Below are 15356 nucleotides of genomic sequence, written 5' to 3' on the forward strand. Positions count from 1 at the left end.
GTATGGGCTACATGCTAATTTCTACGTATGAAAATCCGCGCCCCGTTGCTGCCTAGAGCGATTCGGTGAACGTCACTCAGTGCTACACCGCGTCAACTGTAGTCAACTAGGCAAGATATCCTATGTTGGAATCAAGCGCTAAGTGTCTCAATCAGGAAGGTTCGGCCAGGTCTTCATCAATGGTTTTTGATTTCTATCCAACGCCAGCTACGATTGCGAGAAGAGTGGCAGCAGCCTCGAGTATTTCCTTGCCGAAGCTGGTTGCGGATTTTTCGGCCGGAGACGGCAGTCTCTTGCGCGCAGCAAGTGATAGGTGGCCATCTGCAGTAATTATTGCAACTGACATACAGAGCAAGCTTGTACGTCAGATTAAAGCTGTGAACCCTACTTGGATAGCTGGAACATGTGATTTTTTGCTGGAGCGATCGGTAAGGTCCTGTAAGTCGTTGGCTGGACGCGAAGGGGCGGTTGACCTGATTCTCCTGAATCCGCCCTTCTCCATGAGGGGGCAGGCTGTCGCCGGGAACAGTAGACCTGTGCCAAGCATTGCGTTGCGGTTTCTACTTCGCGCTACTGCATACGCCTCACAGCATGCCGAGATCTGTGCCATTCTCCCTATCTCTTCCTTGTATGGGGAGAAAGATCGTAGTGCAAGACTACGCCTTGAGCGTGATTGGTCCATCCATCTAGTAGAGAAGCTTCCGCGAGGCTCGTTTCCGGGTTGCTTTGCCGAGGCGGCTATCGTGCGGCTTTCACGAAAGTTGTCAGAGGGTGAAGAAAGAAGTACAGAGACGCCGACACTCTTTAGTCACGCTACCATTACTCGCGGACGTGTTCATGTCCACACTGTAAAGCCTAAGCGTGGAGGGCCCCGGGTCGAATTCATACACAGCACGAATCTTACAAATTCCAGGGTTAGCAGGTCCAGCCTGCATGTTGATCCAGTTCAGGTCATCACAGGCCCGGCGATACTAATCCACCGCGTCGGGAGGCCATCAAAGTCGAAGGTATGCATGTTGGAGGCGGGGCGACGGGTTCAGCTTTCTGATTGTGTAATTGCCATCCAGGCTCAAGATCGCGAAGAGATCGAATCGATCTTTGAGGCTCTCATGGAGCATTACGCGACTCTGAAATCCGCATACATCGGCACGGGCGCACCGTTTATTACGGTGTCTAGATTAAATAATCTGCTTTCGACATTGCTTAAATAGGATAACTAATAGTGGAATGGATTCTGGAAGAGCCGGAACTGTCGTTGCGCAAGGCGGAGTTCTTCAGCCTCATAAATCTGTGGCCCAATACCGCAGACTTGGATGTGAGTGGATGGCTTTCTAACTTTAATGAAGGTGAGCGGATTCTAGCTGGGCATCTTCTTAGTGGTTTCGTCTACTTGAATAGATCCGTTGTTTCCGCCCTTTTTATATCTGCATTTCATCAGCTGAGTACCAGTCCATATTTAACCGGGCCGACGGACTCTAGGCGAGAGAATTGGGAGTGGTTCAGGCAGAACGTAGTGGTAACTCATGTGGAGGGTGAGACTCCGAGTACTACTGACAGCGGACATATATTCGCTCGGCTGGCAAGAACGGCGCTAGGAATACCGGAAGCTAACATAGTTACGCCGGAGCGCGCGCTGCGAATTCTCTCGTCCGGATCTGGCCGACCAATTGTCTTTGTCGACGATTTTCTAGGAAGTGGAAGCCAGTTCTCGGCTACTTGGGAGAGGTTCTATTCAATCTCTTCCGCTCATGAGTCAAACTTCAAGAGGGAAGTTTCCTATCATTCCACTTCCATTTACTTTATACCGTTGATTGCCACAAAATCGGGGGTTGACTGCGTCGCGGAGGTCGCGCCGCAAGTATCGATTTGTGCTGCCCATGTGCTTGATGGGCGAGATAGCGCCCTTACTCCAGATTCTCAGGTCTGGCCTGAGGAGCTTAGGGAGCAGGGTGTTGAGATGATCCACGCCGCAAGTTCTCGCGCAGGCATTCAAGGAGATGATTGGCAGGGTTTTGGGAAGTTGGGACTTTGCTTGTCTTTTGAGCACTCCACGCCAGATGCAACTTTGCCGATCTTCTATCATGAAGAAAACTGGCACCCGCTTATTAAGAGGACGTGATCGTGCCTACACAGCTCATTGATGCCAGCATGGCGCAGGTGTTCTCAAGCTTTAGAGCTGAGCACGACAAGCTCAGTCTTGCCCATCAGTTTACTCAGCCAGGATACTTTCCAGAGCTGCTAACGTTGCAGCCCTGCTTCCTTATTGGCGGACGAGGAACTGGAAAAACCACAACTCTGCAATCTCTCTCGTATCGTGTTCGGCTCGCCACTCCCCCGGACCGGATTCAAGGTCGATTGGATGATTTAGGGATCATTGGTCTGTATCACAAGATCAACACTGGTCGTGTCGCAGCCTTTCAAGGGCCAGAGCTTGACCAAAGTGAGTGGGATCGACTGTTTGGACACTACCTTAATCTCACGTTAGTCGTGTCAATATTGGAGTTCTTCGCTTGGAGGGAATCCAATCAGGAGGGTGAGCGCTCGCTGCCTTCTGAAGTTCTGGACTTGGTTGCCACAATATTCTCGTGCATGCGAGTGGGTACAGCTTCGGGTGCTCTGTTGGCTGTTAAATCTGAGATGGCAGATTTTGAAACCGCGATCAATTCGATAGGTCGAAAGCCGAACCTTAGACTTACTCCGTTGGGAATGCCCATTGACTCACTCCTTGATAGCATTGCCGATTCGGGTGTGGTAGGCGATGCTTCGTTTTACTTTCTTATTGATGAGTTCGAGAATCTTTCCAACTATCAACAGAGAATTGTTAATACACTTGTCAAGCATTCGCGGCCGCCATATACCTTTAAAATTGGCGTGAAAGAACTCGGAGTTCGTGAGCGATGCACTGTAAACGCTACTGAACAGTTGATTGATCCAGCCGATTTTCGAAGAATCGACATATCGGAGCGCCTCACATCTGGGGCTTCGTTTGAGGTCTTTGCGGCGCAGGTGTGCGCAAGGCGGGCTAGGCTTGATGATCCCGAAGCGGTTAGATCGCTCTTCCCGGGAATAAGCGCGGACGATGAAGCGCTTAAGCTAGGAATCGAGCGGGTTGCGCAGGAGCCAGTGGCAAGTGTGTTTGCGGTGATGGACTCAGCAGAGCGAGAGCGATTCAAAACATACTCGCTTCTTGAGCAGTATTGTCTGTTTATGCTGGAAGATGGTAGTCCCACCCGTGTCCGCGAGCTCATGCGGACGACTACGGATTCAAGCATCGCGGACCGGCTTAATAATTACAAGATTCCAATACTCTTCAGTCTTAAGCAAGGTAAGCGAGGATTTAGAAAATATTATTGTGGCTGGGATGTTCTCTGCAAGCTCGCAAATGGAAATATTAGGTACTTGCTTGAGCTGGTTCATAGATCTATCTATCTTCAACTTGAGTCCGGTCCTTCAAGTCATGTGTCAATCGAAGCGCAGACTGAGGCAGCGCGATTGATAGGACAGAAGAACCTTAGGGAGCTTGAAGGTCTTTCAGTTCTCGGCGGGCGAATGACAAAGCTTGCGTTGAGCCTGGGTCGTGTCTTCCAGGTGATGGCGTTGTCTCCCTTAGGGCATACGCCCGAAGTTACGCAGTTTCGCTTGGAATCTCCACCAAGCGTTGGCGGTGACCGGGCTGCACAAGAACTTCTTGAGCAGTGCGTGATGCATCTTGCATTGGTCAGGCGGCCCGGCACGAAGTTGCAACAATCCGAGGATATTCGAGATTATGATTACTCCCTGCATCCCATCTTTAGTGCTTACTTCGAATACAGCTATCGCCAGAAGCGCAAGATGTTACTTACTTCGGATGACATAATTTCTCTGTCGGAGGGCAAGGCCGAGGGGATTCGGGCAGTGCTGCTCCGGCAGAATAGAGAGGGTTCGATTTTTGGATTGCCCAGTCAGATGGATCTCGGGATCTGAGGCGATGACAAGAATTACTGATCGTCCTATTTATTCTCAGACTTTCAATAGTCTTCCTGATCTCCTTTTGAGTTCGGAGGTGGTGATTGCCGTTGGTGATAGTACCGAAGAGAGGGGGAGTCATGTTCAGGCAATGAATGAGCGCGCCCCGGATAGCTTCTGGGTGCTGAAGGAAACGGATAATCTTAATCAGGCGGAGAGTCATTTCCGTGGCTGTAGTACGTTCCTTAACTTGAGAGACCCTGATCAGCTCAGATCTACCATACAAGAGGTGACTGGTGGATCTCTTGATGTCGATCTGACGAGTATCCCCGCTCACATTTGGGCGCCAATTATTCGTGCATGTATTGAGATTGGTGTGCAAACTAGAAGTATTTATATCGAGCCGGAGGATTACGCGAGGAGCTCTACGCCCGGGGTGGGATCTCTTTTTGACCTTAGCGAAAGAATAACTGGAATTCAGCCAATTCCAGGCTTTGCTGCATTGCGGTCTATCGATGACGAATCTTCGATATTCGTCCCCCTGATGGGCTTCGAAGGAGCAAGATTGTCCTATATGCTTGATCAGATTGAGCCCAGTCCTGATCGAGTTTTTCCAATAATTGGTGTTCCGGGATTTAAGAAGGAGTACCCATTTAGTACGTATCTCGGCAATCAGGTCCCTTTGGAGGAAACGAGAGCTTGGCGCAATGCAACCTACTCGCGTGCCAACTGTCCCTTCAGTGCCTACTATGCAATTGAGAAAATAGCCGCTCAGCGTCCCGGGCACCACTTGCGGATCGCGCCTATTGGCACCAAGCCGCACTGCCTCGGTGCTGTTCTTTATAATATTGATAATCAGGTGGCTTCGGAGATTGTCTATGATCATCCGCGAAGAAGCCGTTCCCGAACGAAAGGAATAGCTAGGGTTAGTCTATTCGAGATATCCGAGTTCCGAAGGGATTTTGCCAGAGTCTGATGCCTCAGTTTGACGTGCGCCAGCGTTTCCTTGAGCAGCCGTGAATTGCTGATTGCGGGTACCCGTGACCAGATGGTGGCTTCCGCTTTGTGAGCAGACTCCAATCTGAGCACGGCGGCCATTGCGGGTCACTCCGGCCTAACCTCATGACAACCCCACTCAACCAACCCCCGGCAAGCTAGAAACAACCCATCCACAACCCCCTCATCCAGATGCCGTTCCGGGTCCGCTGCCACCCGGCAGCGGTCTGCCGCGTGCAGCACCTCCAACACCGTCAGCGCTCCCACCATCGCGCGCTCGCTCCTGGCCAGACTCACGCGGCGGCCTGGCGAGACATCGGTTTCTGGCCACGGATGCCCATCTGCCCCCTCGCAGCCACGCATGCGCTTTAGGATGCCGAGCAGGGAGTTCAGGTCGGGCAGGGGAGTGTCGTCGTTGATGGGCTCAACAACGGTGTATGAGGAGAGGGTGTCGGATTCGTTCATGGCGTCGGCTTCCGTGGCTGTGCTTAACAGCGCCACCGTGAGGAGGTGGCGGACGATGCGTGGCTGCAAACCGGGATGAAATAGCACCATAGACCGGTGGGCCCGAGGGCCCCCACGCACCGCCCGCCAGAAAGGCCGACGGATTGCCCGCCGGCACCGGTTAAGGACGGTGCCGACGGGCAAGCGCAAACTACAGGTGCATCTCTCATCACGGGTTTGCAGACCCGCTGCCACCCTTTTTCGGTGGCGCGCCATGGTGTTTACGCCGCCGCTTCGAATGCCAATAGAAATTCGCGAAGGAATCGCGGAATCCGAGAGCGAAGAACTATTGTTGCACGCACCATTCGTGCAGCACGCGACACCGCCGGACGCATTCGCGCAGCTGCTCTGCTGATGGCGAATCAAACTGGCGCAATCGCCCACGCCACAAGCGAATAGCGCGACGGTCTTCTTTGCAACAGTTCTTAGTCTGCTTCGGCAGGCAGTGGCACCCGACAGACCGCACACCCCGAAAATCGGTTCAAACCCGACACCGCCAGCGAGCCTTGCGGCTTCAACCAGCGCGATCCTCAGCCGCATTCCCCACCAGCAACTCAATCATCGCCCGCGCCGCCGCCGACTGCCGCCGATGCGGTGCATAGATCACCGAGAACGGCCGCGACCGCCCGCGCAGCTGCGGCAGCACTTCCACCAGCTCCCCACGCTGCAACCGCTCGCGCACGATGAACGCATAGCTCTGGCAGATGCCGATGCCCTGTTCGGCCAGCGACACCACGCCCAGCACATCGTCGGAGGTCTCGATGGACGAACGCGGCAGCCAGTCCACGTCGCGCCCACCGTCGCGGAAGATCCACGGCGCCAGCCGCCCAGTACGCGGCATCACGAAGGGCAGGCACAGGTGCTGCTGCAGGTCGTCCAGCGTGTGCGGCGTGCCGCGGCGTTGGAGGTAGTCCGGCGCGGCCACCAGCAGCAGCGGGGCGTCTTCCAGCTTTCGCGCCACCAGCCCGCTGTCCGGCAACTGGCCCAGGCGGATGGCCAGGTCGAAGCCTTCGGCCACCAGGTCCACGTTGCGGTTGGTGATGTTCAGTTCCACCTGCACCTGCGGGTACTGCTGCGCAAAGCGCGCCAGCACGGGCGGCAGCCGGTAGTGGCCATAGGTGGTGGGCACGCTCAGGCGCACGCGGCCGGCCAGCGCACCGTCCTGGGCCAGTACGTCGCGCTCGGCGTCGTCCAGCAGGCCGAAGGCGGTGCGCACCTGTTCCAGATAGAGCCGCCCGGCGTCGGTCAGGCCCACGCGGCGGGTGGTCCGCTGCAGCAGCTGCCGGCCCAGCCGCGCTTCCAGGCGGGTGACCGCGCGGCTCAGCACCGAGGGCGTGGTGGACAGCGCCACCGCGCCGGCCGTGAACGACCCGTGCTCGACCACCGCCAGGAACACCTCTACATCGCCCAGGTAGTCGAACTTTCGGCTCATTTGGCTCTCCGGGGAACAGATGTTTTGCGACGGGGCCAATTTATCGCCGCTGGGGCGATGAATAAAGTGGCCGTCATTCCCCGATTAGGAGCTACCCATGAACCTGATGACCCGGCTGGCCGCAGCGCTGGCCCTGACCCTGGCCGCCACCGGCGCGCAGGCCGCCAACGTGCTGGTGGTGCTGTCCGACGAAAACCACATGGACCTGAAGGACGGCAAGGTGCTGCCCACCGGCTTCTATCTCAACGAGTTGATGCAGCCGGTCAAGCTGCTGCTGGACGCCGGCCACGAGGTGACCTTCGCCACGCCGCAGGGGCGGGCGCCGACGGTGGATGCGTCCTCGGTAACGCCGGCGTACTTCGGCAACGATGCCGCGCAGCTGACGCTGCACAAGGACCTGCTAGAGAAACTGGCGTTGACCTCGCCGACGGCTTCGCCTGTGGTCAGCCTGGCGCGCGTCGAACAGCAGGGCTACGCGCGCTTCGATGCGGTCTACATTCCCGGTGGCCACGCGCCGATGCAGGATCTGCTGAAGAGCCCGGCGCTGGGTCGCTTGCTGGCCGACTTCCACCAGCGCAACAAGACCACCGCGCTGGTCTGCCATGGGCCGATCGCGCTGCTTTCCACGCTGCCGGATGCCGGTAGTTTCGTGGCAAAGCTGGAAGCGGGGGTGATGCCGGCTACGCCGAAGTGGATCTACAGCGGCTACCGGATGACGGTGATCAGCAACCAGGAAGAAGAACAGGCCAAGCCGTTGCTGGGTGGTGGCGAGATGAAGTTCTACCCGCAGACCGCGTTGCAGCGGGCGGGGGCGAAGTTCAGCAGCAACACCACGCCGTGGGCCGGGCATGTGGTGGTGGACCGCGAGCTGATTACCGGGCAGAACCCGGCTTCGGCGCTGGAGGTGGGGCAGCGGTTGGTGGAGCGGTTGAAGTAAGGCGGGCTCTGCATCGCTTGCTGTGCCGTGGCACCATGGCGGACTGGCTTCGTCCTTATGGGCGGGGCCGGTTTTCCAGGGAAGTCCCTTACCACGACTGCCCGAACGTTCATGCTGGAGATCTGTGTGCCAAACACTCTGGAAGCTGTTTTGAAGACCGCAGGCTTCATTGTGCTCGCGGCGCTTCCGTTGTTGACCCTTTGGTTCTTCCTTCGGCGAATGTCAGCGACCGCGCGTTCTGCGTTGGAATCCGGGCTGCAATTGAACCCGCCTCGCAGGATCTCCGGCACGTCCATGACCTTGGTGATGGTGGATGGCAAAGAGGATCGTGAGCACTACTTCTTCGATACGGACGCGTTCTACCTGCGGCGGGGACCGGTGCCCACGGCGGTTCCGCTTTCGCAGATCACCTCAGTCACACGCACGTCCGACAGGATCTACGGGCGCTATGTCTGGCAGGTGTGCTTCAGCAAAGCGTCGGGCAGAAAGTGCGTGACGTTCACCAATAACCTGACCCTGTTCAACCGCGATTTCCTGCTCTTCCTGGAGGCGGTGCGGAAGGCCAATCCACTGGCAACCGTCGATCAGGCGGGTCTGTTCTTCTGATTGTGCGGCGATATCAGCAGCGCTGATTGGCAAACAGAGGGTCCAGGAGGGCGGGTTGCCTTGGACACAGTGCTGCATGGTTGAGATGTGCGGGCGTTGAGGGAGTCCATCTACGCAAGGCGCGGGCCTACTGGCATCTCTGCCTGCCGCCCGCCACACAGCTTGCCCGCCAATGCTCCCAGGCCTTGGCATCGATGCCAGCCATCAGTGCGACGGCCTGCAGCTCCGCCCAGTTCTTCGGGGAAGGCGCCGCAAGCAGCCCACGCATGAAGGCCTGCATTCTCGCTTCGCCTACCTGCTTTTCCAGCGAAAGCAGCAGCAAGGGCCCGTAGCCGTAGCGGTACAGTTAGCCCAGATCCGAGTTGCCGTCGATGGCATCGAACGCGGGCAGCGGCTTGTCCGTCTTGTCGACGGCCGATTGCAGGCGCGCAATGTGGCGATCCGCCGCGGCGTCCCCACTGATCTCACGCAGCGCCTTGATCGACAGGAACTCAGCGCCGGATTCCAGCAGGAACCAGAAATACGGCCCCTGCGGACGGTTGAGCGTGCCGAAGTAGTAATGGCCCATTTCGTGCGCGATGTACTGCACGCGCCGCTCGGCCTTCTCGCCACCGGCCAGCAGTGAATCGGCCACGTTGCCGATGCTGCCGCTCATGGCGATGGTCGGCCAGGTGGCAAAGCCCCATTCGCTGCCTTCGCGGTCGCGCTCGATCTGGTTGAGCGTGACCATGCGCAGGAAGGTGGGGCGGTCGGCCAGTGGTACGCCCATGTAGCGGCTGTGCACGTCGGCCACTTTCTGCACGGTGCTGGACAGTGCATCGACCTTGGCCGTGGGCAGGGTCTCGTTGAGGATCGTGACCTGCGCAGTGCGGGTGATCGGGCCGCTGCCGCCGAACAGCAGGATCGGCCGCGCGTTGTCGCTGCGGAACTGGCCCTGCGCGCCTTCGATGGCCGGGCTGCCATTGAGATACAGGAAGCGGCAGCCGGTGCAGTCGACCTGCAGGTCGTAGCGGCTTTGGCTGCTACGCACGCGCGCCTTCGGGTCGAACGCCTGCGGCAGCCACGCGGACTGCTCGGTGAAGCGGGCGCTGTCGCCGTTGAAGGCCATCATGCCTTTGAAGTCGCCCAGGGCATCGTGCTTCGGGTACAGCGGGAACGCGCCTACGTACTGCACGCAGAGCGTGGCGGTGGGCTCGGCCAGGGTGTAGACGCGCGCTTCGCCATCCACGCCCGGGCCGAACCAGCCATCGAAGCCGACCGGCTTGCCTTCGCCATCGGTGACCCGTGCCACGTTCAGGCCGGCGTTGAGCACGAAGTGGGCTTGGGCGTTGGCGGGGGAATTGGATACGCACACATCGCCCTCTACGCGGCCGCTCGCGATATCCACCTGCACGCTGCCGGTGGTGAGCGGCGTGGTTGGCGGCGCGGGCAACGCGGCCTGGCTGATGACAGGGGCGAGCAGTGCGGCAACAACGAAGGGCAGCAGGGCCTTGCAGGGGGTCATCGAGCCATCCTTGGGTGGAGGGTGGTGAATATAGAGGGAATGCGAATTCCTGCCGAGAGGGAGCATCCACGTGTGGCGTGGATCTGCGGGGCTACACTGATGGCCTGCCCCCGATGGAAGCTCGCCCATGTTCTCTGGCAAGGTTGCGGTGGTCACCGGCTCCACCAGCGGTATCGGTCTTGGCATTGCCACCGCGCTGGCGCGGCAAGGCGCCGACATCGTGCTGAATGGCTTCGGCGATGCGGCGGAGATCGAACGCATCCGTACCGGCCTGGAAGCCGAGTTCGGTGTACGGGTGACGCATGATGGCGCGGACCTGTCCAAGGGTGAGGCGGTGCGCGGAATGATCGACCACGCCGTTGCGAAGATGGGCCGCATCGACATCCTCGTGAACAACGCGGGCATCCAGCACACCGCGTCGATCGAGGAATTCCCGGTCGAGAAGTGGGATGCGATCCTGGCGCTGAACCTGTCGGCGGTGTTCCATGCAACGGCAGCGGCCTTGCCGCACATGAAGCAGCAGGGCGCCGGCCGCATCATCAACATCGCGTCGGTGCACGGGCTGGTGGGCTCGGTGAACAAGTCGGCGTATGTGGCGGCCAAGCATGGCGTGGTGGGGTTCACCAAGGTGACCGCGCTGGAGAATGCGGGCAGCGGCATCACCGCCAACGCGATCTGCCCGGGCTGGGTGCGAACGGCGCTGGTGGAGCAGCAGATCACCGCGTTGGCGGAGAAGGACGGCACGGATCAGGAATCCGCCGCCCGTGCGCTGCTGGCCGAGAAGCAGCCGTCGTTGCAGTTCGTGACGCCCGAGCAGCTGGGCGAGATGGTGGTGTTCCTGGCGTCGGATGCCGCCGCACAGGTCACCGGAACGGCGCTGCCGGTGGATGGGGGCTGGACGGCCCGTTAGTTGGCTGGCTGCGCCTTACGCTGCAGCATCGGCAGCGCCACCAGCGTTACCAGAAGGGTGAACAGCACCAGCGACGAGCCGACCGTGCCGAAGCCCAGCCCGCCCTTTTCCAGCGGCTTGGTGAGCAGATCGCCGAAGGTGGCGCCGAACGGGCGGGTGAGCACGAAGGCGATCCAGAACAGGATGACCCGGTTGATGCCCTTGATGCGGCTGGCCAGCGCGGTGAGCGCGATGAGGCTGCCGATCAGCAGCGCGCCGCCGGTGAAGCCGAGCCCGGAATCGTCGGCGAGGAAATCACCCAGCGCGGTGCCGAGCGTGTTGGAGAACAACACGGCGGTCCAGTAGAAGCCTTCGGCGCGGCGCGATGCGATGTTGCTGACCGAGATCGACTTTTCCGACAGCCGCCAGGCCAGCAGCACCAGCGCCAGGCAACTGGCTAGCAGGCTGGCACCGGTGGCGTAACCCAGGCCGAGCGTGCGGTCGAGCAGGTCGGACATCGTCGTGCCGGCGGTGCTGGTGGCCAGCACCACCGACCAGAACAGCAGCGGGTGGAAGCGCCGTGCCGACAACTGCATGCCCAGCAGGCCGGCGAAGATCGCCAGCAGGATGGCCGAGCTGGCCACGTAGCCCAGATTGAGCGTCATCGACAGCAGATCGCCCGCAGTCTCGCCGAGGGTGGTGGCGGCGATCTTCATCACCCAGAAGCCGAGGGTGACCGCCGCCACTTTGCTGTGCAGGGAATCTGCGTCTGAAGCAGGCATCGAACATCGCCTGGGGAGCCTGCGGGTGATGCTGTGGCGGGCGGCGTCGGAGTGCAGTCGGAAGCGGGTTCGGTGAGGGTGAGCGCGGGGCTGGCGTTCAGCCCGCGCTGGCCGAGACCGACAGGCGGGCCAAGAGGGCATCCCAGTCGGCCACGAAGCAGCCGTCGCGACCGCGGTTGCATTCGGTGATCCACGCGTCCAGTGATTCGCTTTGTGCGCGGTAAGCGCTGACGTCGCCCAGCACGGCGAAGCGCAGGCGGTAGTTCACCAGCATCTGCAGCCATTGCCCGGCCATGCCGGAGCGCAGCTCGAAGAAGTCTGGCGACAGGCGTTGCACCGGAATGGCGATCCACTCGGCCTGATGGCCGAGGGCGTCGCCGACCAGGTCGCGCATGGCGTTGGCATCGAGTGCGGGGCCCTGCGGCGCGATGCGCAGGAGGCGGGTGGTGCCGATGTGTTCAATGGAATCATTCATGCTGGAGGTTCTGCAGTTGACGCAGCCGGGCGAGGATGTCTTCGCGCAGGCCGGGGATGTAGTGGTAGCCCTCTGCCAGCAGGGTCACGTCCGCCGTCGGGACGAGCCGTTTCATGCGTTCGGCGGCGGCAGGGGTGTCGATGAGGGCATCACGCGCGCCCATGACAAGAGCGACCGGCGGATGCAACGCAGCCAGCCGCTCGTCGCTGATGCGGGGAATGCGCAGCGGGCGTGGCCGAACCTCGGCACGGATCAATGCCAGCAGGTCGAGCAGCGGCTGCGCACGTGCAGGTGCATGCAGCGGCGCGGGCCCCATGACCGCGCGGCGCAGGCGCTCGCGTCCCCATCGGCCAAGCAGCAACAGTGGCAGTGCCTTGAGCAGGAATGCACGCTGGCGCCCGATACCCGAGGGGCTGACCAGGACCAGTGCGTTGACCCGGGCAGGCCTTCGCAGCGCGTAGTCCAGTGCCAGGAAGCCGCCGAACGACAGGCCCACGAATGCTGCGCTTTCCACGCCGAGTGCGTCGAGGACATCATCCAGCCATTGCGCATGCGCATCGCTGTCCAGCGCAGGTTGCGTGCCTTCGCTGAGGCCCGGTTCGCCAATGATGTCGACGGCATGCACGCGGTAGTACTCGCTCCAACGTTCTGCATCGAACATCCAGCTGGCGGCATTGCTGAGGGTGCCATGCAGCAGCACCAGGGCAGGGCCGTGTTCCGGGCCGCAGCTGACCACGAATGTCGAACCGGCGCGGGTGGCGAGATGGTGCGATTCGTGGGGTACCGGCCAGTCCGAAAGCACCTGGCGATAGGCGGCAAGTACGTGCTGCGTGGGAATGCCGGGGCGCTGCCACTTCATGCGCTGCGGTCCTGCAGCAGACGCTGCAGGCTGACCAGCAGCGCCGTGGAACCTTCCAGGCCACCGATCACGATCAGCTTGAGCACATCGTGCTCAGGCGAATAGATCGTCTCCATGCGCAGCCGCTCATCGTCGGCCTCGCGGCCGGTGACGCGCGCATGCAGGGCACGGACCAGGTCGGCGGCACGTGCCGCACCGCATCCGGGAATATCCACCACTGTGGTCAGCTGTGGGCGCGCAGCGGAGGGCTCACGCACGGTGCCGGTGAACACGTCGAGGTCTTCAGCGGTGATGCGATAGGACTTGCCGATGCGGGTCGCGCGCAGTTGGCCGTTACGGATATGCCGCAGGACGGTTTTGGGGTGGAGGCTGAGCTGCTGGGCAGCCTGTTCGACGGTTAGCAACGCGGGGGACATATCGGAACTCGAGAACCATGTGCTCCCTATTGTTCCATGAAATTCAATTGTTGGGAGCGATTGGGGATTGCGCGGCGGCGGTGACAGGAGGGCATCTACCCAGTGCCGCTCGCGCGGGCCAACCATCCCGACGACTACGCTGGCTTCGCAAACACATCCAGCCCCTTGCCCGTCTCCAGCAGCGACTTCAGGCTGGACAGCACGATCGGCCAGCCCTGGCGGATGCCGGTGTCCATGCCGCTGCCCGGTTCCAGTTCCTCGTGGGTAACGGTCAGCCGCACCATGTCCTGGTAAGGCACGATCTCGAAGGTGACCCGGCTGTAGGCAGCGGGATTGTCGGCCTGTGAGGCGGCGGCCCAGGTGATGACCAGCCGCGAGGGCGGGGTGCTTTCCACCACGTCGCCGACCAGCTCGACCGAGCGCGTTTCGTTGGCACGCACATGCTGCCAGCGCGAGCCGGGCTTCCAGTCCGAGACGTTTTCATGGCCCCAGTAGCGGCTGGCGATCTCGGGGCGGGTGATGGCCTCGAACACCTTCTGTGGCGTGGAGGCGATGTAGATCACGTGGATGAAGCGGGTGGTCTCTGCAGACATCGTCATTCTCTTTCCAGTTCGCGTTTCAGGTCATGCAGCAGGCTCAGGCGCTGCTGCTCGAACTTGCGTACCCAGCGCTCGTAGACTTCGTGCAACGGCACCGGGTTGATGAAGTGCAGCTTTTCGCGGCCGCGGCGCACGGTGCTGATCAGATTGGCGTCTTCCAGCAGGCCCAGGTGCTGGGTGACCGATTGCCGGGCCATGTCCAGGTGTTCGCAGAGCTGGCCCAGCGTCTGGCCGTTGTCTGCGCAGAGCAGGTCCAGCAGCGTCCTGCGCGTGGGGTCGGCTAGGGCCTTGAACACCTTGTCTGCATTCATGCGGGGCGTCTTCAGTTCCAGTTGTCGATCCTGACGTCGTGCGGGTTGGGCTGGCCCTTGCCGGTTTCCAGCAGGGCTTTGAGGCTGATCAGGAACACCGCCCACTTGGTGCTGCAGTGGGAGGTGAACTCGACGCGTTCCTTCCAGCCTTCGTGGGTGAACAGCACGATGCAGTAGTCGCCTTCCTGTTTCAGTGCGAAACGCGCATGCGTGCCGATCCATTCGGCGGGGCCAGCCAGGAACTTCCAGAGCACCAGCTCGCCGGGAATGAGCTGTTCCAGCTGCATTTCCATCGCGCCGATTTCCTGGCCGTTGTGGGTGAAACGAACCTTGACCGTGCCGCCGACGTTGCGATCGCCATGGGTGTCTTCGGCCCACCAGGCGGCGACGCCTTCGGGGGTGGCCAGTGCTTGATACACCTGGCTTGCGGGGGCCTTGATGCCGACCCTGTGTGCGATATCCACCATTGCCGGTTCCTCGCGATGGGCAGGCAGGCGCCGCCTTCGGGATGGACTATATGCAGGTAAATGACTGCATGTCAAACCCGGCCCATGGAGTTGCGGCCGTGGTAGTGCCAGCGCTACCTCGGTGATGCGTCAGTTTTCCGCGTCCTGCAGCGCTGCATGCAGTTTGTCGGTGATCCGCTGCAGAGCGGCCAGGTCATCGGCAGAGAGATGGTCGAGGAAATACTGGCGGACGCCGGCTATGTGTAGCGGCCGTGCTGCGCTCAGCTGCGCGTGACCTTCTGCGGTCATGCGGATCACTACGACCTTGTCGCTGTTGGTATCGCGCTCGATCAGCCCACGGGCGGCCATGCGCGTCAGCTGATGCGAGAGCCGCGTCTTGTCCCATTCCAGGTAGTCCAGCAGCTCGCGCTGGCGGCGACAACGATCCTCGGCCTGGCTCAGCTCCATCAGCACGATGAAGTCGGCTTTGGACAGCCCGGTACTGCGGGTGATGTCCTGAACGATGCGGCCGGAGGTGATCTCGGCCATGCGCCGGAAGCCGCGCCAGGCGGCCCATTCGTCGGGTGTGATGCTGGGGGAGGTCATGGCTGCACGTTGCCGGGACATGGTTGACATGTCAACTTGCTCGTTCTAC

General features: G+C 60.5%; 17 protein-coding genes. 6 read left to right on the forward strand and 11 right to left on the reverse strand.

The features are described from left to right. The first annotated feature begins 1222 nt into the window (after window positions 1–1222). From QZ853_RS12260 to QZ853_RS12270, 3 genes are read left to right on the forward strand one after another with little or no spacing between them, the layout of a single operon-like run. A complete protein-coding gene (locus QZ853_RS12260) occupies window positions 1223–2119 on the forward strand; it encodes a hypothetical protein (RefSeq protein ID WP_148563082.1) in 897 nt (298 codons plus the stop codon). Window positions 2120–2148: 29 nt separating this feature from the next. Continuing rightward, the gene (locus QZ853_RS12265) at window positions 2149–3963 is read left to right on the forward strand and encodes a hypothetical protein (RefSeq protein WP_295573553.1); all 1815 of its coding nucleotides are present in this window, start codon (window positions 2149–2151) and stop codon (window positions 3961–3963) included. Between the two features lie 4 nt (window positions 3964–3967). Beyond that, entirely contained in the window at window positions 3968–4921 is a 954-nt protein-coding gene (locus tag QZ853_RS12270; RefSeq protein WP_148563084.1) for a hypothetical protein, read from the forward strand. 128 nt (window positions 4922–5049) lie between these two features. Here the strand turns inward: QZ853_RS12270 and QZ853_RS12275 are convergent, their stop codons facing one another. Together QZ853_RS12275 and QZ853_RS12280 are read right to left on the reverse strand one after the other, a co-directional pair. Continuing rightward, complete coding sequence (locus QZ853_RS12275; protein ID WP_295573554.1) at window positions 5050–5406, reverse strand: hypothetical protein; 357 nt, start codon at window positions 5404–5406, stop codon at window positions 5050–5052. Window positions 5407–5959: 553 nt separating this feature from the next. Beyond that, window positions 5960–6877 (reverse strand): LysR family transcriptional regulator, encoded by a 918-nt coding sequence (locus QZ853_RS12280; protein ID WP_295573556.1) that lies wholly within the window; start codon window positions 6875–6877, stop codon window positions 5960–5962. Between the two features lie 97 nt (window positions 6878–6974). On the opposite strand from QZ853_RS12280, the gene QZ853_RS12285 reads away from it, so the two are divergent. Both QZ853_RS12285 and QZ853_RS12290 read left to right on the forward strand, forming a co-directional pair. Further along, entirely contained in the window at window positions 6975–7814 is an 840-nt protein-coding gene (locus QZ853_RS12285; RefSeq protein ID WP_295573558.1) for a type 1 glutamine amidotransferase domain-containing protein, read from the forward strand. A 111-nt stretch (window positions 7815–7925) separates the two neighbouring features. Further along, entirely contained in the window at window positions 7926–8420 is a 495-nt protein-coding gene (locus QZ853_RS12290) for a hypothetical protein (protein WP_295573561.1), read from the forward strand. Window positions 8421–8766: 346 nt separating this feature from the next. On the opposite strand, the gene QZ853_RS12295 is transcribed toward QZ853_RS12290, so the two are convergent. After that, a complete protein-coding gene (locus tag QZ853_RS12295) occupies window positions 8767–9924 on the reverse strand; it encodes a hypothetical protein (RefSeq protein ID WP_295573563.1) in 1158 nt (385 codons plus the stop codon). Between the two features lie 127 nt (window positions 9925–10051). On the opposite strand from QZ853_RS12295, the gene QZ853_RS12300 reads away from it, so the two are divergent. After that, window positions 10052–10834, forward strand: coding sequence for a 3-hydroxybutyrate dehydrogenase (locus tag QZ853_RS12300; protein ID WP_295573565.1), 783 nt, complete (start codon window positions 10052–10054; stop codon window positions 10832–10834). Here QZ853_RS12300 and QZ853_RS12305 read toward each other — a convergent pair. The 8 genes from QZ853_RS12305 to QZ853_RS12340 all read right to left on the reverse strand — a co-directional run bounded on the left by QZ853_RS12305 (window position 10831) and on the right by QZ853_RS12340 (window position 15307). Then, window positions 10831–11595 carry a hypothetical protein gene (locus tag QZ853_RS12305; protein WP_295573568.1) on the reverse strand — a complete coding sequence of 255 codons (765 nt, stop codon included), beginning with the start codon at window positions 11593–11595 and terminating at the stop codon, window positions 10831–10833. The two genes, QZ853_RS12300 and QZ853_RS12305, sit on opposite strands and share 4 nt — an antisense overlap. Window positions 11596–11692: 97 nt before the next feature. Then, window positions 11693–12070, reverse strand: coding sequence for a DUF4180 domain-containing protein (locus QZ853_RS12310; protein WP_295573571.1), 378 nt, complete (start codon window positions 12068–12070; stop codon window positions 11693–11695). Continuing rightward, entirely contained in the window at window positions 12063–12929 is an 867-nt protein-coding gene (locus tag QZ853_RS12315) for an alpha/beta hydrolase (RefSeq protein ID WP_295573573.1), read from the reverse strand. Before QZ853_RS12315 ends, QZ853_RS12310 begins: the two co-directional genes overlap by 8 nt. After that, window positions 12926–13345 carry a helix-turn-helix domain-containing protein gene (locus tag QZ853_RS12320; protein ID WP_295573575.1) on the reverse strand — a complete coding sequence of 140 codons (420 nt, stop codon included), beginning with the start codon at window positions 13343–13345 and terminating at the stop codon, window positions 12926–12928. The genes QZ853_RS12315 and QZ853_RS12320 overlap by 4 nt, the downstream gene beginning before the upstream one ends. A 134-nt stretch (window positions 13346–13479) precedes the next feature. Continuing rightward, window positions 13480–13938, reverse strand: a complete 459-nt coding sequence (locus tag QZ853_RS12325; protein WP_295573577.1) for an SRPBCC family protein — start codon at window positions 13936–13938, stop codon at window positions 13480–13482. Window positions 13939–13940: 2 nt separating this feature from the next. Beyond that, a complete protein-coding gene (locus QZ853_RS12330; RefSeq protein ID WP_295573580.1) occupies window positions 13941–14255 on the reverse strand; it encodes a metalloregulator ArsR/SmtB family transcription factor in 315 nt (104 codons plus the stop codon). An 11-nt stretch (window positions 14256–14266) separates the two neighbouring features. Next, on the reverse strand, window positions 14267–14722 hold the full coding sequence (locus QZ853_RS12335) for an SRPBCC domain-containing protein (RefSeq protein ID WP_295573583.1): 456 nt from the start codon (window positions 14720–14722) through the stop codon (window positions 14267–14269). A gap of 129 nt (window positions 14723–14851) precedes the next feature. Further along, on the reverse strand, window positions 14852–15307 hold the full coding sequence (locus QZ853_RS12340; protein ID WP_295573585.1) for a MarR family winged helix-turn-helix transcriptional regulator: 456 nt from the start codon (window positions 15305–15307) through the stop codon (window positions 14852–14854). Window positions 15308–15356: the final 49 nt, after the last annotated feature.

The organism is uncultured Stenotrophomonas sp., assembly GCF_913778665.1.
Classification (GTDB): domain Bacteria; phylum Pseudomonadota; class Gammaproteobacteria; order Xanthomonadales; family Xanthomonadaceae; genus Stenotrophomonas.